This window comes from Sulfitobacter sp. HI0129 (assembly GCF_001635395.1).
Taxonomy (GTDB): domain Bacteria; phylum Pseudomonadota; class Alphaproteobacteria; order Rhodobacterales; family Rhodobacteraceae; genus Sulfitobacter.
Window position 1 is genome coordinate 1 of the sequence record NZ_LWGH01000732.1, and the last position, 18372, is coordinate 18372.

The 18372-nt window shown below is 64.3% G+C and carries 18 protein-coding genes and 1 pseudogene; 7 read left to right on the plus strand and 12 right to left on the minus strand.

What is annotated here, in order from left to right:
- The 3 genes from A3764_RS18155 to A3764_RS18165 form a co-directional block, all read right to left on the minus strand.
- Positions 1-602, minus strand: a 602-nt coding sequence (locus A3764_RS18155) for an FAD-dependent monooxygenase (protein ID WP_201722464.1), incomplete at its 3' end; no start/stop codon positions are given.
- Between the two features lie 148 nt (positions 603-750).
- Positions 751-1194 (minus strand): phasin family protein, encoded by a 444-nt coding sequence (locus A3764_RS18160; RefSeq protein ID WP_067921959.1) that lies wholly within the window; start codon positions 1192-1194, stop codon positions 751-753.
- Positions 1195-1334: 140 nt separating this feature from the next.
- Positions 1335-3140, minus strand: coding sequence for a PHA/PHB synthase family protein (locus A3764_RS18165; protein WP_067921963.1), 1806 nt, complete (start codon positions 3138-3140; stop codon positions 1335-1337).
- Positions 3141-3242: 102 nt separating this feature from the next.
- On the opposite strand from A3764_RS18165, the gene phaZ reads away from it, so the two are divergent.
- Positions 3243-4553: a polyhydroxyalkanoate depolymerase gene (phaZ, locus tag A3764_RS18170; protein ID WP_067921966.1), complete on the plus strand. Its 1311-nt coding sequence runs from the start codon at positions 3243-3245 to the stop codon at positions 4551-4553.
- A gap of 151 nt (positions 4554-4704) precedes the next feature.
- Here phaZ and A3764_RS18175 read toward each other — a convergent pair whose 3' ends face one another.
- The 5 genes from A3764_RS18175 to A3764_RS18195 form a co-directional block, all read right to left on the minus strand.
- A complete protein-coding gene (locus A3764_RS18175; RefSeq protein ID WP_082851072.1) occupies positions 4705-6420 on the minus strand; it encodes an adenylate/guanylate cyclase domain-containing protein in 1716 nt (571 codons plus the stop codon).
- Positions 6421-6521: 101 nt separating this feature from the next.
- Positions 6522-7232 carry an alpha/beta fold hydrolase gene (locus A3764_RS18180; RefSeq protein WP_067921909.1) on the minus strand — a complete coding sequence of 237 codons (711 nt, stop codon included), beginning with the start codon at positions 7230-7232 and terminating at the stop codon, positions 6522-6524.
- A gap of 153 nt (positions 7233-7385) precedes the next feature.
- Entirely contained in the window at positions 7386-8366 is a 981-nt protein-coding gene (locus A3764_RS18185; RefSeq protein ID WP_067921911.1) for an alpha/beta hydrolase, read from the minus strand.
- On the minus strand, positions 8363-9115 hold the full coding sequence (locus A3764_RS18190; RefSeq protein ID WP_067921933.1) for an alpha/beta hydrolase: 753 nt from the start codon (positions 9113-9115) through the stop codon (positions 8363-8365). The genes A3764_RS18185 and A3764_RS18190 overlap by 4 nt, the downstream gene beginning before the upstream one ends.
- A gap of 84 nt (positions 9116-9199) precedes the next feature.
- A complete protein-coding gene (locus A3764_RS18195; protein WP_067921913.1) occupies positions 9200-10501 on the minus strand; it encodes an MFS transporter in 1302 nt (433 codons plus the stop codon).
- Between the two features lie 105 nt (positions 10502-10606).
- On the opposite strand from A3764_RS18195, the gene thrS reads away from it, so the two are divergent.
- The 5 genes from thrS to A3764_RS18220 all read left to right on the plus strand — a co-directional run bounded on the left by thrS (position 10607) and on the right by A3764_RS18220 (position 15310).
- Positions 10607-12553, plus strand: a complete 1947-nt coding sequence (gene thrS / locus A3764_RS18200; RefSeq protein WP_067921916.1) for a threonine--tRNA ligase — start codon at positions 10607-10609, stop codon at positions 12551-12553.
- A 237-nt stretch (positions 12554-12790) separates the two neighbouring features.
- Positions 12791-13093 carry a BufA1 family periplasmic bufferin-type metallophore gene (locus A3764_RS18205; RefSeq protein ID WP_067921922.1) on the plus strand — a complete coding sequence of 101 codons (303 nt, stop codon included), beginning with the start codon at positions 12791-12793 and terminating at the stop codon, positions 13091-13093.
- 65 nt (positions 13094-13158) lie between these two features.
- Positions 13159-14007, plus strand: a complete 849-nt coding sequence (gene bufB / locus A3764_RS18210) for an MNIO family bufferin maturase (RefSeq protein WP_067921925.1) — start codon at positions 13159-13161, stop codon at positions 14005-14007.
- The gene (locus tag A3764_RS18215; protein ID WP_067951895.1) at positions 14004-14762 is read left to right on the plus strand and encodes an HvfC/BufC N-terminal domain-containing protein; all 759 of its coding nucleotides are present in this window, start codon (positions 14004-14006) and stop codon (positions 14760-14762) included. The genes bufB and A3764_RS18215 overlap by 4 nt, the downstream gene beginning before the upstream one ends.
- The gene (locus tag A3764_RS18220) at positions 14759-15310 is read left to right on the plus strand and encodes a DoxX family protein (protein ID WP_067919270.1); all 552 of its coding nucleotides are present in this window, start codon (positions 14759-14761) and stop codon (positions 15308-15310) included. Before A3764_RS18215 ends, A3764_RS18220 begins: the two co-directional genes overlap by 4 nt.
- Here A3764_RS18220 and A3764_RS18225 read toward each other — a convergent pair.
- A complete protein-coding gene (locus A3764_RS18225) occupies positions 15307-15636 on the minus strand; it encodes an ArsC/Spx/MgsR family protein (protein WP_067919268.1) in 330 nt (109 codons plus the stop codon). The genes A3764_RS18220 and A3764_RS18225 overlap by 4 nt on opposite strands.
- Positions 15637-15797: 161 nt before the next feature.
- Between A3764_RS18225 and A3764_RS18230 the strand changes: the two genes are divergently transcribed.
- Positions 15798-16004, plus strand: coding sequence for a cold-shock protein (locus tag A3764_RS18230; RefSeq protein ID WP_067919266.1), 207 nt, complete (start codon positions 15798-15800; stop codon positions 16002-16004).
- 93 nt (positions 16005-16097) lie between these two features.
- On the opposite strand, the gene A3764_RS18235 is transcribed toward A3764_RS18230, so the two are convergent.
- From A3764_RS18235 to A3764_RS18245, 3 genes and pseudogenes are all read right to left on the minus strand, one after another.
- A complete protein-coding gene (locus A3764_RS18235) occupies positions 16098-16403 on the minus strand; it encodes a hypothetical protein (RefSeq protein ID WP_236628241.1) in 306 nt (101 codons plus the stop codon).
- A gap of 116 nt (positions 16404-16519) precedes the next feature.
- Positions 16520-17704 (minus strand): cytochrome P450, encoded by a 1185-nt coding sequence (locus A3764_RS18240; protein WP_067919264.1) that lies wholly within the window; start codon positions 17702-17704, stop codon positions 16520-16522.
- Between the two features lie 437 nt (positions 17705-18141).
- Positions 18142-18372: pseudogene (locus A3764_RS18245) on the minus strand (FAD-dependent thymidylate synthase); the annotation flags it as partial.

Consider the following 18372-nt stretch of genomic DNA (forward strand, 5'->3'; position numbering starts at 1 on the left):
CACCCCACGAGGTATCGACAGCGCAGAAACCTGTCGGGCCGCCCGGCGCCGCTGGCATCGCTCAGCTGGACGCGGACCGGATGCTCCGCATCATCATCGCGGCAGTGGTCGGCAAAGGCCCAACCGTAATGCGGCGCCATTCGCCGTGGCCCCTTGGCCATCCGGTCCAGCAACAGATCATGGACGCGCGCCTGATTGAGGATCACATGAGGAAATTCCGACAGCCCCTCTTCCGTGTCGCGGATACGCTCGTTCCGCCTGATCAGCGAAGGGCTCTCGGGGTCCGGTTTCCAGAAGGCGGTCTCATTCACCCAATAGGCTTCACGCAGGACCTGATGGGCAATGCCTATGGCCTCGAACATCTCCACCGTGCGGCAAGCGATCCCGTCGGCCTGCCCCATCTGTAAGGGACCATCCTTGCGTTCGATGATATGGGACGCGATCCCGGCGAATTGCGCCAGTTGCGCGGCAAGGATCAGCCCCGCAGGCCCGCAGCCCACGATCAGCACATCCATCCGGTCGGGCAATGCCCCGCCCTGCGGGGCCTGCTCCGCGGCCACCGATGGATCGCCCACGCCTACGCCGTTGAGATGATATTGCATGGTGCCCCCCCCCGATGCGTGCAAACTAGAGGCGACGGGGCGACCCCCGCAAGCCACCGCAACATGGGGGCGACCAACCACGCAAAAGGGCGGACCCGAAGGCCCGCCCCTGCGTTACCCGCCTTGGCGGGAAAATCTGCTCAGCGAGTTACTTCGCTGTGGCTTTCTTGGTCGCGTTCTGAACGTCGTCGGATGCTTTCTTGACGGCCTTGGCGGCATCGTCCTGCATGTCCTTGCCGGCGTTCATCATCAGTTCGACGGTGTCCATCTGAACCTTCTTCGCGATTTCTGCGAAAGCGGCCATGTGCTCTGCTGCGGATTCAGCCGAAGCGGAAGCGAATTCGGTCATCGCCTTGGCGTAGTCGGCGGGCTCCTGCTTCGCCTTGGAGATTTCGGCCAGCTTGTTCAGCGTGTCCTTTGTCCACTTGGCGGAGATGTCGGCAGATTTCTCTGCGGCATCGATGGCCACGCCGGACAGTTTCTCGTTCAGCGTCGCGGCTGTCTTGAAGGAGCCTTCCATGGCGGAAGTGTCCACGGGGAAGGAACCCATTACGTCTTTGAACATCGCGGTCATATCAGGTGTCTTTGTCATGTCTCTATCCTTTGTTGCTGTGAGCGGGGTGTTCCACTCTTGCTGCGTCTGCAAAGAATATAGATGCTGCACTGCGGCAAATCAACCTTTTTCTGCAGTGCAGCAAAAAATTTCCCTAAGGTAAAGATGAGACAATCAAATCAGTCGTTTGCCTTGCGTTTTACATAATCCCCCGGCGCATCGCCCAGAATTTCCTGCCCGTCGTCCCCCGGGAATCGGGCATCCACCTGCGCCCCGGACCGCTTCTTCAGCCACTTTCCCCAACGCGGCCACCACGACCCTTCGTGGAACTCCGCCTCCTGCAGCCAGTCCTCATGCGCAAGTTCGAGGTCGTCATTGACGTAATGGCCGTATTTCTTCTTGCTGGGCGGATTCACGATGCCCGCGATATGGCCCGACTGGGTCATGATAAAGGTCTTGTCCTTGCTGCCCATCTGCTGGATGCCGCGATAGCTGTCTTTCCACGGCGCGATATGATCCGTCTCGCAGGCGATGGCGCAAAGCGGCACGTCGATGTCCCCCAGTTCGAGGTGATGCCCCAGCATATCAAGCCCGCCATCCGCCAGCTTGTTCTGTTGGCAGAGCCCGCGCAGATATTCCATCGCCATCTTCGCCGGCAGGTTCGCCCCGTCCCCGTTCCAGTAGAGCAGATCGAAGGCCGGGGGCGTCTCGCCCATCATGTAGCTTTTGACGGCCGGCCCGTAGACGAGGTCGTTCGAGCGCAGGAACGAAAAGGTCCGCGTCATGACGATGGAGGGCAGGATGCCCTTGTCCTTCGTCTCCGCCTCGATCCCGTCGATGAAATCGTCGGTCAGGAAGGGCTGGAATTCGCCCTGGTCGGAAAAATCGGTCAGCGCGGTAAAGAAGGTCGCCGATTTGACCGAGGTATCGCCTCGCTGTTTCAGCAGCGACAGGGTCAGCGACAGCGTGGTGCCCGCGATGCAATAGCCGACCGCGTTCACCTGTTTCTCGCCGGTGATCTTCTTGGCCTCCTCGATCGCGGCGAGATACCCCTCCTCCACGTAGTCGCCCAATCCGACGTCGCGATAGCCGGAATCCGGATTGGCCCAGCTGACCATGAACAGCGTGTAGCCCTGATCCACGATCCATTTCACCAGACTGTTCTGCGCCTTGAGGTCGAGGATGTAGAACTTGTTGATCCAGGGCGGAAAGACGATGAGCGGCGTCTTGTGCACCTTGTCGGTGGTGGGCGTGTACTGGATTAGCTCCAGCATGCGGTTGCGGAACACCACCTTGCCGGGGCTGGTCGCGATGTTGCGCCCCAACTCAAAGGCGCTTTCGTCCGCCAGCCGCACCACCAGCTCGCCGTTGTTGGCCTCCAGATCCTTGATCAGGTTCTCCAGCCCCTTGATAAGGCTCTCGCCCTCGGTCTCCACCGCCCGCTCCAGCACGTCCGGATTCGTGGCGAGGAAGTTCGTCGGCGACATCATGTCGATGATTTGCTGGCTGAAATAGGCCAGCCGCTTCTTTTCGCGCGGGTCCATGTCCGTCACGTCCTCGACCGCCTGTTTCAGGGCCTCGGCATTGATCAGGTACTGCTGCTTGATGAAGTTGAAATAGGGATGCGTGTCCCACAGGGGGTTGGCAAAGCGGTTGTCCTTGGGCGTGCGATCCTCGGGTGCGGCAAACTGTCCCTTCGCCAGCGCCTGCTGCGCCTCGACGAAATGGGCCACCGATTTCGTCCAGTACCCCATCTGATGTTCCATCAGCTTGGCAGGGTTCTGCATCGCCTCGGTCCAGTAGGATTGCGCGGCTTTCTGGAATAATTCGTGGTTTGGACCGTCCAGCGCGGGCTGATGGGTCTGCCGATGGGTCATGACCTGCGCCAGCCGTTCGGTCAGCTTTTCCACCTTCTTCATGTTATCGGCCATGCGTGACAGGGAAGCCGCAGAGGGCGCATCATTTTCAGGGGACCGAGTTGTCATCTTAACTATTCACTCCTATCTTCGCATCTGCAGCATTCCGGGCACCCGGAACGGGCAGTTCTGAAAGTGCCCAGTTCGGGGCCGGTAACAAGGAGACCCTTCGTGCGCTATATGGCAACTTACGACCTGATGGAGTCCATCAGGAACACAAATCAGTGGCTCGGCGCTTCGGCGCTCGCGATGGCATCCTACCCCGCTTTCTCGATGTTTCCAAACCCCGCGCTCGAATGGATGGCCGCATGGGGTGAAGTGACGGAACGTACTTTCGGCCGCATGGTGGTAAAGCCCGACTGGGACATTCCGCCCTTCGTCGGCGCCAACGGTCAGGATCGTCTGGTATCGGTTGAAAAGGTGGTTTCCAAACCCTTCGGCGACCTGATCCGCTTTCGCGTGCAGGGCCGCACCGAAGAAAAGCGCAAGGTGCTGCTGGTCGCGCCCATGTCGGGCCACTACGCGACGCTGCTGCGTTCCACCGTGATCAGCCTCGTGCCCGATTGCGAAGTCTATGTCACCGACTGGCACAACGCCCGTGACATCCCCGTCAGCGCGGGCAAGTTCGACGTGGAGGATTATACCCTCTACCTGGTCGACTTCATGCGCCACCTCGGCCCCGACACCCATGTCATCGCCGTCTGCCAGCCCGCGCCGCTGACCCTTGCCGCCACCGCCTACCTCGCCGAAGAGGACCCGGAGGCACAGCCGCTCTCGCTCACCCTCATCGGCGGCCCCATCGACCCCGATGCCGCCGCCACCGACGTGACGGATTTCGGCCGCCGCGTGACCATGGGCCAGCTCGAACAGTTCATGATCCAGCAGGTGGGCTTCAAATACGCGGGCGTGGGGCGCAAGGTCTATCCCGGCCTTTTGCAGCTTGCCTCCTTCATCTCCATGAACAACGACACCCACCGCGAAGCCTTCATGGAACAGATCAAGCGCGTGGCCCAGAAAACCGCCCATGACCACGACAAGCACAACAAGTTCTACGACGAATATCTCGCCGTGATGGACATGCCGGCGGAATTCTACCTGTCCACCGTGGAACGCATCTTCAAGAACGGCGAAATCGCGAAGAACGAATTCACCGTGGCGGGCCGTCCGGTGGACATCGGCAAGATCACCACCGTCGCCGTCAAGACGGTCGAAGGCTCGAAGGACGACATCTCGGCCCCCGGCCAGTGCATCGCCGCGCTCGACCTGCTGACCGGCCTGCCCGATTCGAAAAAGGCGAGCCATCTCGAAGACGGCGCGGGTCACTACGGCATCTTCGCGGGCAAAAGCTGGCGCAACAACATCCGCCCGCTGGTGCTCGACTTCATGAACGCGAACGACGCGGGCAAGGCCGGCGCGAAACCCGCCAAGGCCACGAAGCCGGAAACCAAAGCGCCCGCGAACCGCAATATCGCCGCGGGCTGACCCCCTCAGGCGGCCGCCGGCACCATCTTCCCGGCGGCCCCGCCCGCGCCTCTACCCCGGCGCGCGCCCCCTTCCAAATGGCGAAAAATCCCGGGGTCCGGGGCTGGCCCCGGCATTCCACCCCTGGCCAAACTTCAGCCCGCTGCCCCGCTCACGCGGGAAGCCCCGCCTGCCCCAGCGCCGCCGCATCCCGCTCCAACCGCGCCGGATCCGCGAAAAGCTGCGTCTCCCGCCATTTGCCGATCGAAAACTGCGGCCTGTAGCGCAATACCCGGAGAGCTTCCTCCCGCGCCGCCACCAGATCCCCCCGCTCGATGTGAACGATCACAAGGTCGAGATGCCCGAACCCCTCCACCTTTTCACCGTATTCGGTAAAGGCGGCGATCGCCTCGTCATAGCGCCCGTCGAGCCTCAGCGCGAAGCCGAGCACGCCTGCATACCAGCCCGGGTAATGGGGGTTCAGCGTGATCGCCTGCCGCGCGACCCGTATCGCCTCGCCGATCTGGCCATCGAAGGCGAGGGTGAGCGAAAGCCGTGCCGCCACATCGGCATGGTTCGCGTTGAGCGCCAGCGCGGTGGAAAACTTGGCAATCGCCGCGGCTAGCTTGCCGTCGATGGCATCGGCGAAACCGTCGATCGCATGGGCTTCGGGGTTGTAGCCGTCGATCTCCAGCGCCCGGCGCGCGCAGTCCCGCGCCTCTGCCAGCGCGGCGGCCTTGTCCGCGCCGAAGCCGTGGCGCGCCTCCACGGTACAGACAAAACCAAGCGTGCAATAGGGTGCGGAGTATTCGGGATCGAGCGCGATGGCCTGCTGCGCGAACCGCCGCGCGTCAGCCTGTGCGTCCTTGGTGATGCTGCGGGAGCAGGCGACCGCCTGTAGCTGCGCGTTCCAAGCGTTCAGGTTCTTCGTCCCCGCGCCGCGAAAGCGCGCCATCTCGCCATCCAGCAATTCAACCTGAAGCTCGGTCGCGATCCGCAGCGCGATCTCGTCCTGAACCTCGAAGACATCCTCTATATGCCGGTCATAGCGGTCGGCCCAGACATGCAGGCCCGACTTTGCGTCGATCAGCTGCGCCGTGATCCGCACGCGGCTGCCGCTTCTGCGCACGCTGCCTTCGAGCACGAAATCCACCCCCTGCTCCAGCCCGACCTGTTTCACGTCGACGGACCGGTGCTTGTAGACAAAGGTGGAGTTGCGGGCCACCACCAGCAGATGCGGCAGCTTCGACAGGGTGGTGATGATCTCTTCCGTGATCCCGTCGGCAAAGAATTCCTGCTCGGGGTCCGACGACAGGTTATCAAAAGGCAGCACCCCCAGAAGCAGCGATGCGGCATGCGTCGGCGGCGTCACACGCGGGGGTGCGGAGCCGGGCGGCAGCCAGCCGAAGACCTTCAACTCCCCCGCGACATTCTTGAGCCTGCGGCTCCCCGCGCGCCTGAAAAGCTCCGACAGCCGGTCGTCGATGCTCCGGTGGACGACGTCCGAAATCAGCACCCCGCCCTCCTCCGCCGCTTCCTGAAGCCGCGTGGCGAGGTTGACGCCGTCGCCGTAAAAATCGTCCTCGTCCAGAACGATGTCGCCCATGTGGATACCCACCCGCAGTCTGAGCGCGCATTTGGCGGGCACCAGCGATTGCAGGTCCAGCGCGCAGCGCACCGCGTCGGAGACCGAAGAGAATTCCACCAGCCAGCCATCGCCCATGCGTTTGAGCACCTGACCCCGATGATCGTTCATCAGCGGGTCGAAGACATCCCGGCGCAGCCTGCCCAACTGGTCGAGCGTCTGCTTTTCGTCAGCCTTCATCTGTCCGGAGTAGTTGACTACATCCGCCGAGAATATCGCCGACAGTCTGCGTGTTGCGCCCATGGAGCCAGCCTACCCTGAATCCATAATGCAGGAAACACAGGGCGTGGGCTGTCACATCCGCGGCATCCCGGGCGGACGGTTTCGCCGCCCCCGCCCCGGCGCTAGCGCAGGACGAAAGGCTGGCCCATCCAGTCGCGCAGGGCGTCGGTCACGGCATCGGGCTGTTCCAGCGTCGGCAAATGGCCCGCCCCCTCGATGACCCGCAATGTCGCATAAGGAATGAGTTCGGCCATGAATTCATGCCGCTTCACCGGGCAGAGCGCGTCTTCGGCCCCGCAAAGCACCAGCGTGGGCACCTTGATCTTGCGCAATGTCGCCTGCTGGTCCTTGCGCCGCTGAAGCGCGCGCGACTGCCGGATGAAGACATTCGGCCCCAGCGCGCGCGCCATGTCCATCACCAGTTCCAGAACCTCTGCGCGATGGGGGCCGGGGGCAAGGTAACTGGGCTTCATCTCCTCCCGCATGACCTCTTCCAACCGGCCCGAACGCACCCGGACGATCTGCGGCTCCCGGTTGGCGGCCACCGCCGGGATCTCCGCCAGCGGGTTGGTATCCATCAGGGCGATGCGGGTGATCCGGTCCGGTGCCCGGCGCAGCAGTTCCATGGCGACGATGCCGCCCATGCTCAGCCCGGCGAGCGCAAAGCGCTTGGGCAGGCAATCCAGCAGGTCAGAGGCGATCTCCTCGATCCTTTCACCGCGGGACACGGGGGCCACCATGACGGGCGTATCGGCCGACATCTCGGCAATCTGCGGCCCGAAAAGCCGCGCGTCGCACATCATGCCGGGCAGCAGCACCAGCGGTTCAATCATCTGTCGCCCCGGACCTGCCTGCGGATTTCTTCATCGTCGGACCCTGCCTCTTTGCCCCTGCTATATCACGCGCAAAGGGGCAGGCAACGCGGGGGCGCCCGGCCTGCCCGAAACCGCCCCCTTCAGGCGCATTTCCGCGCGGCGCAAAGGCTGTCAGAGCCCCCCTACCCAATCCAGTATCCCCGCCACCGTGGGCGTGGTCTGCTCCGGCGACAGGATGTCGCCCGCGATCACATGGGCGCTGGGATCGTCGCGCGGGCCCAGTTCAGGGTTCACGATCGTGACCGGCCCGCCCCAGCGTTCGGCGATGGCGCGGGTCGCCGCAGGGCGCACGACGGTGTCGTTGTCCGAAAACCAGAAAAGTGCCGGGATCTCGATCCGGCCAAGGTCCAGCCGGTCCACCGCGTTGATCAGCACGCCCACCGGCAGCGTCGCCACGCTGGGGTATTCCGTGGTCCAATAGGTCGCCTGTTCGGGGTTGCGCGGCTCGAAAGAGCGCCGCTCGCCCGCAAGCTTGGGCAGCCAGTGGCGCGCCGCCGGCCATGTGAGCAGCCCCGCCAGGTCGCTGTTGATCTCGAAGTTGGGCGACACCATCACGATCCCCGCCACCTGTTCCATCAGCACCGGCTGCGCCGCCGCCGCCGTGGCCAGCGTGCCCCCGGTCGACGTGGCGATGACCAGCACCCGCTCGCCCACGGCGCGGGCCACGGCAAGGCCCTCGGCCATGTCGTGCATCCAGCCCGGCACGGATCCTTCCGCCAGCGCATCCGCGCCGCGCCCGTGCCCGCGCAGCCGCGTCAGTACGAGGTTCGCGCCCAGCGCCTCGGCCACCTTGTCGGGCACCGGCCGGATCTCCTGCGAGGTGGCGGAAAACCCATGCACGTAGAGCACCGACCACCCGGTCGGACGGTCCGGCTCCCCGGCCCAGATGACCTGTTTTTCCACCCCGGGGGTGATGTCGTCGAAAACGCTTTCGGCGGCGGCGAAATAGGCATCCACCCCCTCTTCGATGGCGCGGACATCGAAAGAGGTGTCCAGATTGTCCTCCTCATAGGGTCCGAACACCCACAGGGCTGCGGCCAGCAACGCCAACACGATGAGGATACCGAGGATGAACCGTGCAAATCTGCTCATGAATCCTCTCCGATCACTTGTTCGATGGTCTCGCCCAGCAGGGCGAGACAGGTGTCATCCGAAAACCGGTGGTCCGCGTCCTTCACCAGCGTCAGGCGCATGTCGGGCCCGGTGGCATGCTCCAGCAGGCGCATCGCCGTGCGGGTGCTGACGGCGGTATCCGCCGTGCCCTGCAGAAAACGCACCGGGAACGGCAGCTCCAGCGGGCTGCGCAGTACCAGCCGCTTGCGCCCGTCCTCGATCATGCGGCGGGTGATGACATAGGGCTCCATGTAGTCCGACGGCAGTTCCACCTGCCCTACCCCCGCCAGCAGCGCGCGCTGCGCATCGGTGAAACTGGCCCAATAGCTGTCCTCGGTGAAATCGGGTGCCGCCGCGATCGTCACGAGGCCCGCGATCCGGTCCGCCCGTTCGCGCGCCAGCAGCAGCGCCTGCCAGCCCCCCATGGAGGAGCCGACCGGCAGGATCGGCCCTTCGGTCAGCGCATCGACGGCGGCCAGCGTGTCTTCGTGCCAGTCCCCGATGCAGCCTTCCTCGAACGCGCCGGAGGACTCCCCGTGCCCCGAATAGTCGAACCGCAGAAAGGCATGGCCCCTACCGCGCGCCCATTCTTCGAGGAAAAGCGCCTTGGTGCCTTCCATGTCGGACTTGAGACCGCCCAGAAAGACGATGCAGGGGCCCTTGCCCGCGCTCATGTGATAGGCAAGCCGCCGCCCCTGCGGCGTCTCGAGGTATTCGGTATCGCCCATGCGCGCCCCTTTTTTTTGCGAGATCATGCAAAAGCGGCGCGCCCATGACAACCTTTACCTGACAACCTCCAGTCGTCCGGCTCTCTAGTCGTCCGGCTCGCGGTCTTCCCCGCGCATTTCGACCTCGGGCAGGCCGTGGCCTACCACCACCGCCGCCAGCGCCATCGCGGCAAAGAGCGCCAGCGTGATCTGCGGCCCCAGTATCGCGGCCCCGCCGCCCAGCGCTCCCGCGCCCAGCAGGATCACCCCGATCACCGTGTTAGACACCGCCGCATAGGCGGCGCGGTTGTCCTCCGGCGCCATGTCGACAAGATAGGTGGACCGGCCCTGTCGCACCCCGTGATAGGCGATCATCAGGATGAACAGCACGACCGGCATGGCCCATGCGGTCGTGGCTAGGCCCATCTGCGCGGCACCGATGGCCGCAAGCATCGAAAGCGCCCCCACCGCGCCGCAGCCCATCAGCACGATGCGGCTGGACCAGTCGGCCATGCGCCCCCAGACATAGGAACTGAGGAACGACGCGGTGGCGGAGGCAAGCACCAATGCCCCCAGCTTGCCCAGTGCTGCGTCGCCCTCCCGCTGGGACAGGATCACCAGATAGGGCGGCGCCAGCGCCGTGGAGACGAGCAACCCCCGCGTAAGGATGAATCGCCACAGCACCGGATTGTCCTTCAGCACCTTGAACTGCGCCGCGCTATCGCCGTTCGGCGTGCTCGGCTCCTCTTCGAGCGTGGAAAACAGCGTCGCCGCCCCCGCCCAGAGAAGTGCCGCAAGGAAAATCGCCCCGATGACGACCCCGCGGCTCTGGAACAGGCCCGACATCAGCAGGAGCGAAAACAGGATCACCCCCGCGGCAGAGACCGAGCCCGCCAGCCCCGTCACCGATCCGCGCCGGGATTTGCCGACCGTCTTGCCCAGAATGTCCTTGAAGGACACCGAACAGGCCGCCCGGCAGAGCGCCAGCACCGCCAGCGCCCCGGCCACGGCAAAGCCCGCCGCCGTCCCTTCCAGCGTCATCGCGGCCAGTGCAATCGCCGCCGCCGCCAGCCCCTGACCCGCGCTGCCCGCGACCCATGCCCATTTGCGGTACCGCATCCGCTGCACCCAGCCCGCCAGCAAAATCTGGGGCAAAAGCGCGCCGGCCTCCCGGATGGGCACCAGCGCCCCGGCAAAGGCGGCGGGCGCGCCCAGCGCGGTCAACAGCCAGCTCAGGACGAGCTTTGGGTCGATCAGCCCGTCGGCCACCTTCGTCATGCTGAGCGAGGCGGCATGGCGCAGCCCGTTGCGCGCCTCGGCACCCTGCGCGTCTTCGCCCAGATCCTCCGCCGGCTCCGTCTGGCCCGAGATGGCGGTAAAACTGCGCTGCGCGAAACTGTCCTGCATTGATCCCCACCCGGTTGACTTGGCCTTGCTGCACAGCCACATAGAGCGCGCATCATAACCCGCAACCGGGCGTCTCGTAGGCGCCAAACCGACGAGGACGCCACCATGGCCCAGATCACCCTTACCCTCCCCGATGGCAGTGCACGTGACTATCCCGCCGGGATCACCCCCGGCGAAGTGGCTGCGGACATTTCCAAATCCCTCGGCAAGAAGGCGATCAGCGCCACCGTGAACGGCGTGCACAGCGATCTCGCATGGCCCATCGAGAAAGACGCCGACATCGCCATTCACACCATGGCGGACGAAGAGCAGGCGAACGAACTGGTGCGCCACGACCTTGCGCATATCATGGCCCGCGCCGTGCAGGAGATCTGGCCCGATACCAAGGTGACCATCGGCCCCGTCATCAAGGACGGCTGGTACTATGACTTCGACCGCAAGGAACCCTTCACCCCCGAAGACCTCGGCCTGATCGAAAAGAAGATGAAGGAGATCATCAACAAGCGTGATCCCGTCCGCACCGAGGTCTGGGACCGCGACCGCGCGATCAAGCATTACGAAGAGAACGGCGAGCCCTACAAGGTCGAACTGATCGAGGCGATCCCCGGCGACGAGCCGCTGCGCATGTACTGGCACGGCGACTGGCAGGATCTCTGCCGCGGCCCGCACCTTGCCCATACCGGGCAGGTGCCCGGCGATGCGTTCAAGCTGATGTCCATCGCGGGCGCCTATTGGCGCGGCGACAGCGACCGCCAGATGCTGCAACGGATCTACGGCGTGGCCTTTACCGGCAAGGAAAAGCTGCGCGCCCATCTCAACATGCTGGAGGAGGCCGCCAAGCGCGACCACCGCAAGCTGGGCCGCGAGATGGACCTTTTCCACATGCAGGAAGAAGCCCCGGGGCAGGTGTTCTGGCACCCCAACGGCTGGCGCATCTATACCGAACTGCAGGACTACATGCGCCGCCGCCAGCGCGCGGGCGGCTATGTGGAGGTCAACACCCCGCAGGTGGTGGACCGCAAGCTCTGGGAAGCGTCGGGCCACTGGGAAAAGTATCAAGACCACATGTTCATCGTCGAGGTGGACGAGGAGCACGCCCGCGAAAAGGCCGTGAACGCGCTGAAGCCGATGAACTGCCCCTGCCACGTGCAAATCTTCAATCAGGGTCTAAAATCCTACCGCGATCTGCCCCTGCGCATGGCCGAATTCGGCTCCTGCAACCGTTATGAGCCGTCGGGTGCCCTCCACGGTATCATGCGGGTGCGCGGCTTTACCCAGGACGACGGCCATATCTTCTGCACCGAAGACCAGATCGAAAGCGAAACGCTCACCTATATCGAATTCCTGTCGGACATTTACCGCGATCTCGGCTTTGCCGATTTCAAGGTGAAGTTCTCCGACCGCCCCGAGAAGCGCTCCGGCTCCGACGCTGTCTGGGACAAGGCCGAAAACGCCCTGCTCGCTGCCACCCGCAAGGCCGGGATCGAACCGGAACTGAACCCCGGCGAAGGCGCCTTTTACGGTCCCAAGCTGGAATTCGTCCTGACCGATGCCATCGGGCGTGACTGGCAGTGCGGCACGCATCAGGTGGATTTCGTGCTGCCCGAACGGCTGGACGCCACCTATATCGGCGCAGACGGCGGCAAGCACCGCCCCGTCATGCTGCACCGTGCCACGCTCGGCTCCTTCGAGCGGTTCATCGGCATCCTGATCGAGGAACACGCGGGCAAGCTGCCCTTCTGGCTGGCACCCCGTCAGGTCGTCGTGGCCTCCATCACCTCGGAGGCGGACCATTACGTTTCCGAAGTCGTGCAGGAATTACGCCGCGCCGGTGTCCGCGCCGAGGCCGACGTTCGCAACGAAAAGATCAACTACAAGGTCCGCGAACATTCGGTCGGCAAGGTGCCCGTGATCCTTGCCGTCGGCGCGCGCGAGATCGAGGAACGCACCGTTTCCGTCCGCCGCCTTGGCGAAAAGCAGACCTCGGTCGAGGCGCTGGACGACGTGGTTGCACAGCTTTCGGCGGATGCCACACCCCCCGATCTGCGCTGACATGACCTGAAACATTCTCGTTCGCGCGAACGGCGCCCCGCTTCGGGACGTCGCAATTTGTGCAGTTTTGTTACAAACCGGGGGCGAAACCCTTCGCTTCGTTGCAAACTGCTTCGCCACACGCGTTTTTTTTGACAAAACTGTGACACACCTGCTCGTGAGTGGAGCGGCAGCGGTCCGGCTGCTTTACTGAAAGTGTCATAAACACCAATGACCGCAACTTAAGGGAGAAACGTCATGTCGAACCAAATGAAGGCAGTCGCAATCGCCGGTGCCGTCGCAGCCGCGATGGCCGCGCAATCCACCCCCGCAGAAGCCGCCGCCAAGGAAAAGTGCTTCGGGGTCGCGCTCGCCGGCAAGAACGACTGCGCCGCCGGGCCGGGCACCACCTGCGCCGGCACCTCGGTGAACGATTATCAGGGCAATGCATGGTCGCTCGTGGATGCAGGCACCTGCGAAAGCATCGAACTGCCCACGATGGCGGATGGCACCGAACGCAGCGGCTCGCTCGAAGCGCTGGAGCGTGACGTTCCCGCCTGATCCTGTCAGGCCGCCGGGCAGCTCCCCTGCCCGGCACCCCCCTCGGACTACCGGAGGCCGATGCCATGCTGGATCATACCGCAAGGGCCAAAAAGCTGCCCCCCGCCGCTGGCGTGGGCTACAAGCCGCAGCATTTCTCCGACCTGATGAAGGACCCCGGCCCCGTTGAATGGGTCGAGGTGCATGCAGAAAACTACATGGGCGACGGGGGCCGCCCGCTGGCCCAGCTTGCCGCCCTGTCCGAAAAATTCGCGCTCTCCATCCACGGGGTCGGCCTGTCGATCGGCGGCGAAGACCCGCTGGACGACGCGCATCTCACCCGGCTGCGTCGCCTCTGCGACCGGACCCGCCCCGCAAGCTTTTCCGAACATCTCGCATGGTCCACCCATGGCGCGGAATTCCTCAACGATCTGCTGCCCTTGCCCTACACCTCCGAAACGCTCGACCGGGTATCTGCCCATGTGGCGCAGGTGCAGGACCGGCTGGGCCGGCAGATGCTGCTGGAAAATCCGTCCAGCTATCTCGTCTTCGACGAGTCCGAAATCAGCGAAACCGCGTTCCTTTCGGCCATCGTGGACCGGACGGGATGCGGGCTGCTGCTCGATATCAACAACGTCTTTATCTCTGCCACCAACCTCAAGATGAGCCCGGAGGCCTATCTCGACGCCTTTCCGCTCCACGCGGTGGGAGAGGTCCATGTGGGCGGCCACGACGAAGATACCGACGACGCGGGCGAGCGGTTGCTGATCGACAGCCACGCCAAACCCGTGGTGGACCCGGTCTGGCAACTGCTCGACCGGACACTGCAGCGCACCGGCCCGCTGCCCGTGCTCGTCGAATGGGACAATGACGTGCCGGAATGGCCGGTGCTGCGGGCAGAGGCGAGCCGCGCCGCGCGGGTGTTGGCGGCATGAGCGTTCAGGCCCGCTTCCGCGCGGCCCTGCTGGATGCCGCCGCCCCGGTGCCTGCCGGGCTGCTCGACGGGGCCGCGAACCCCGCCGGGCGTCGCTATGCCGTCTACCGCAACAATGTGATCGTTTCGCTGATAGAGGCGCTCGCCACTGCCTTTCCGCTGGTGGAAAAACTGATCGGCCCGGGCACTTTCAAGCGGATGGCCACGATCTTCGTCCGGGCCAATCCCCCCGATTCGCCGCTGATGATGCACTATGGCTCCGGGCTGCCCGCCTTTCTCGAAGGTTTTGAGCCGCTGGCGCATGTCGCCTATCTGCCCGATGCCGCACGGCTCGATCTGGGGATGCGGCGGTCCTACCACGCCGCCGACAGCGTGCCGCTGACCGGGGCAACGCTGGCCGCGATTCCGCAAGGCGATCTGGGCGACGCCCGCCTGCCCCTTGCGCCCGCGACGGTGCTGATCCCCTCGAACTGGCCGCTGCATGATATCTGGCGGTACAATTTCGAAACCGGCGCGCCGAAGCCCCGCGCCATCCCGCAGGGGGTGCTCATCACCCGGCCTGAATTCGACCCCGCCCCCCACGCCCTCGGCCCTGCCGATACCGCGTGGTTCGCCGCACTGGGCCGGGGCGAAACGCTTGCCAGCGCGCTCGACGCCGCGAGCGAAGTTGACGCGGGCTTCGACCTTGGGGCGGCGCTTTCGCTGGCGCTGGCCACATCGGCGCTCACCGCACTGCCGCCGGAGGCGAGCCAATGAATACGATCGGCACCTATTACCACCGCATGGGCCTGCACCTCGAACGGCTGGACTGGCTGCTGCCCACGCTGGCACGGCTGGTGTTTGCCGGGGTGTTGCTGATCTATCTGCTGAACTCCGGCGCAACCAAGCTCGGCGATGGGCTGCTGGGCGTCTTCCAACCCTCCGTCGGGGCCTATGCGCAGATATTCCCCCGCGCCATGGAAGCGGCGGGCTACGATATCGGCGCGCTCGGCGTCTGGCACTGGGCGGTCGTGGTGGCCGGAACGATTGCGGAATTCACCCTGCCCGTCCTTATCGTGATGGGCCTGCTGACCCGGGTGGCGGCGCTGGGGATGATCGGCTTTGTCATCGTGCAGTCCCTGACGGATGTCTATGGCCACGGACAGACCGAAGCCGTCGGGCGCTGGTTCGACCGCTTCGCGGATGGAACGATTCTCGACCAGCGGGCCTTCTGGATATTCGTCCTGCTGGTGCTGGTCATCAAGGGCGCCGGGCCGCTGTCGCTCGACCGGCTCTTGCGCCGCGCGACCCGGGGCGAGCGTTAAAGCGACGCTTTCACTTCTTCTTCTATCTCACTGTTCCAAGACAGAAAAAGCTTTCCATCCGCATCGATCAACGGGCGCTTCATGATGGCGGGATGTTCCTTCAGCAGGGTCAGCGGATCACCCACTTTGACGGCCTCCGCCAGCCCGCGCCAGGTGGTGGAGCGTGTGTTGATCAGCGCCTGACCGAACTTGTCATGTGCCCGGGCCAGCACCGTATCAGGCACGCCCTCTTCGCGCACATCCACCAGCGCAAATTCTGGCAGTGCCTTCACGGCCTTACGGCAGCTATCGCAATTCTTCAGCCCGTAGATACGCCGTTCGTCCATGTCACCCGTCCCGGTTCCAGCAATTTTTCCCATTCTCATTTTCACTAAATTCTTGATTTTTCAACTCAGAGGTCAATCTTTTCTTGGTAGGACGGTCGCAGCACCTGCGCCGTTTACTACACCCGCATTGCGGGTTTCGATTGTGAAAGGAGCGGACAGTTATGCCAACCGGCACCGTTAAATGGTTCAACACGACAAAAGGTTACGGGTTCATTGCGCCTGAAAATGGCGGCAACGATATTTTCGTACATATTTCCGCGGTCGAGCGGTCGGGCCTCACCGGGCTCGCCGATGATCAGAAGGTCAGCTACGAGCTGACCGAAGGCCGCGACGGGCGCCAGATGGCGTCGGATATCGCGCTACTCTAGGGCCGACGCCCCGGCACCCGTAGGGAAACAGAGGCCCGGACGACCGTATCGTCACCGGGCCCCTGCGTGTTTCGGCAGGCCAGCGCGCCGCCCTCAATCGAAGGTGCAGCCCTTTGTCCCGATGGGGCAGTTCGCCTTGGGCGCGGGCGCGCGGTAGTGCCGCTTTTTCACCTGCTTACGCACCGGCGCCGGATGGGCCATGACCTGCTGATAGGTCACCGACTGGTTCGGCACGCCGCAGCAGATGACCCCCGCGATGGTGACAGGCTGCAGGCCCGCGGGGCAGTAGTTCACGCTGGTCGGATAGGCATAGATCTTCGCATCCGCCGCCGCCTGCATCGGCAACAGTGACGCCGCAGCCATCGCCCCGGCCGCGATCATGGTTGTAACGATACGCATGTCTTCCCCCTTTTCCTTTTGTTTTCACCGCATTTTATTAACTTAACTCTGCCCACGGCCCCGAAACCTGTCCAGACTTATCTGATCTGGAAACACTCTGTTTCTGTTTCAGGGCGTTATTCCAGCACCGCCGGAAGCCGTGCGTAGCCCCGGAACCGGATGCGCCCGCCCTGTTCGCGCCCCGGCGCGATGCTGTAGCGGGGATACCGTGCGAGGAAGCGTTCGATGGCGATGCGCCCTTCCATCCGCGCCAGCGTGAGCCCGACGCAGACATGCGGACCCCCGGCGAAGGCGAGATGCCGGTTGGGTTTGCGCGCGACGTCGAAATCCCCGGGCGCGTCAAAGACCGCCGGGTCGCGGTTGGCGGCCCCGATGCAGAGATGCAGGTTCGTCCCTGCCGGGATGTCGAAGCCGCCCAGCGTGACGGACCGTGTGGTTTCGCGATTGCCGAACTGGTTGGGCGAGGCATGGCGCAGCACCTCCTCCACCGCGGGGGCGACGAACGCGGGGTCTTCCAGCAGCCTGGCCTTCTGGCCCGGGTGGTCGTGCAGCAGGGCCAGACCGCTGCCGATGAGGTTCGTCGTCGTTTCATGCCCGGCGTTGAGGATGAAGATGCAGTTCTGGATCAACTCCGCCTCGCTCAGCCTGCCACCCTCATCCCCCTCGATAAGGCGGGTGAGCACATCGGTTTCCGGATCGCCCGGGCGAGCGCGGCGCCGGGCGATGAGGTCGCGCAAATAGTCCGAGAACGCCCGCACCGCATCATGCCCCCGTCGAAGCTGTCCTTCCGTCAGCGTGGGTTCCAGCGCGCCGAGGATCGCGAGCGACCAGTCCCGCAGGGGGCCGCGTTCTTCCATCGGCACGTCGAGCAGGTTGCCGATGATCTGCACCGGGATGGCGCTGGCGTAATCCTCGATCAGGTCCGGGCGCGCGGGCAGCTTGCCCAGCAGGTGATCGACCGTGGCGATGAGCCCCGGCTCCATCCGGGCCAGCGCCTTGGGGGTGAGCGCGGAGGTCATGATCCGCCGCACCCGGGTGTGCAGCGGCGGATCGTTGAAAACGAGGCTGGTGGTGTGATGTTCGTAGAGCGGCGTGCCGGGGGCGAACTTGGGGGCGAAGGCCTCTTTCTTGTCGGAGATATAGGTGGCGGTGTCGCGGTAGATCGCGTTCAGGTCCGCGTGCCGCGCGATGAGGTATGACCCGTCCGGCTGCGGGCAGACCGGCGCCTCCGCCAGCAGGCGGTCGTAATGGGGAAAGGGGTTTTCGGTGAACCCCTCGGGGGGCGCGGCGAGGTTGAGCATCGTGCCGAGTGTGGAAGGATTTGCGCAGGTGTCAATCGGCTGCTGCGGGGTTCCCCGCGGGGAACCTTAACCATATGTTATTGTTAGTTAAATTATGGTTTATGAAGGTGTGTGAGGGGGTCGTGCCGAGGGCCTGACGTGATGCACCGAAGGGGATCACGCCGCGCCCGGGCAGAGGGGTGGGCGAGAAGCGCCCGCCCCGTGGGAGGCGTTCCGGGCGCTGGCCAACCTCAGATTAGGCAAGGGAAAACGAATATGCCGAACCCCACGCACCGCCGCGCCCGGACCGAGGGGTGGGTGCAAAGCGCCCGCCCCGTGGGGGCGGTTCGGGCGCTGCCCAATCGGAGATTGGGCATTGGGGGATTAGAAAACGATCCGCTTTTTGTCTCGCCGACGAAATTCTCTTTCGCAACTTCAATAAACCGCACACCAATCATCTAGCTAATAACCCCCTGAAACTCCCGCCATTCTCCCTTCGACATGCCGGAATTCTCCTGCGTCACCTCCTCGCCCTTCAGCATGCGGCGGATGCAGTCCAGCGCGCGGGCGGAAAGCGTGGCGCCGCCGAGGCGGTAATCTTCGAAGGCGGAATAGGCCGCGGGAACCCAGTCGGCCACGACGGAGCAGATCGCATCGGCATAGACGCGGATCTCGTATTGCGCATGGGC

Excerpts from the sequence above, each read along its gene's own strand:
- A3764_RS18160 (WP_067921959.1), bottom strand. The coding sequence starts at position 1,194 with ATGACAAAGACACCTGATATGACCGCGATGTTCAAAGACGTAATGGGT.
- A3764_RS18165 (WP_067921963.1), bottom strand. The coding sequence starts at position 3,140 with ATGACAACTCGGTCCCCTGAAAATGATGCGCCCTCTGCGGCTTCCCTG.
- A3764_RS18175 (WP_082851072.1), bottom strand. The coding sequence starts at position 6,420 with ATGGGCGCAACACGCAGACTGTCGGCGATATTCTCGGCGGATGTAGTC.
- A3764_RS18180 (WP_067921909.1), bottom strand. The coding sequence starts at position 7,232 with ATGATTGAACCGCTGGTGCTGCTGCCCGGCATGATGTGCGACGCGCGG.
- A3764_RS18185 (WP_067921911.1), bottom strand. The coding sequence starts at position 8,366 with ATGAGCAGATTTGCACGGTTCATCCTCGGTATCCTCATCGTGTTGGCG.
- A3764_RS18190 (WP_067921933.1), bottom strand. The coding sequence starts at position 9,115 with ATGGGCGATACCGAATACCTCGAGACGCCGCAGGGGCGGCGGCTTGCC.
- A3764_RS18195 (WP_067921913.1), bottom strand. The coding sequence starts at position 10,501 with ATGCAGGACAGTTTCGCGCAGCGCAGTTTTACCGCCATCTCGGGCCAG.
- thrS (WP_067921916.1), top strand. The coding sequence starts at position 10,607 with ATGGCCCAGATCACCCTTACCCTCCCCGATGGCAGTGCACGTGACTAT.
- A3764_RS18205 (WP_067921922.1), top strand. The coding sequence starts at position 12,791 with ATGTCGAACCAAATGAAGGCAGTCGCAATCGCCGGTGCCGTCGCAGCC.
- bufB (WP_067921925.1), top strand. The coding sequence starts at position 13,159 with ATGCTGGATCATACCGCAAGGGCCAAAAAGCTGCCCCCCGCCGCTGGC.
- A3764_RS18215 (WP_067951895.1), top strand. The coding sequence starts at position 14,004 with ATGAGCGTTCAGGCCCGCTTCCGCGCGGCCCTGCTGGATGCCGCCGCC.
- A3764_RS18220 (WP_067919270.1), top strand. The coding sequence starts at position 14,759 with ATGAATACGATCGGCACCTATTACCACCGCATGGGCCTGCACCTCGAA.
- A3764_RS18225 (WP_067919268.1), bottom strand. The coding sequence starts at position 15,636 with ATGGACGAACGGCGTATCTACGGGCTGAAGAATTGCGATAGCTGCCGT.
- A3764_RS18230 (WP_067919266.1), top strand. The coding sequence starts at position 15,798 with ATGCCAACCGGCACCGTTAAATGGTTCAACACGACAAAAGGTTACGGG.
- A3764_RS18235 (WP_236628241.1), bottom strand. The coding sequence starts at position 16,403 with ATGCGTATCGTTACAACCATGATCGCGGCCGGGGCGATGGCTGCGGCG.
- A3764_RS18240 (WP_067919264.1), bottom strand. The coding sequence starts at position 17,704 with ATGCTCAACCTCGCCGCGCCCCCCGAGGGGTTCACCGAAAACCCCTTT.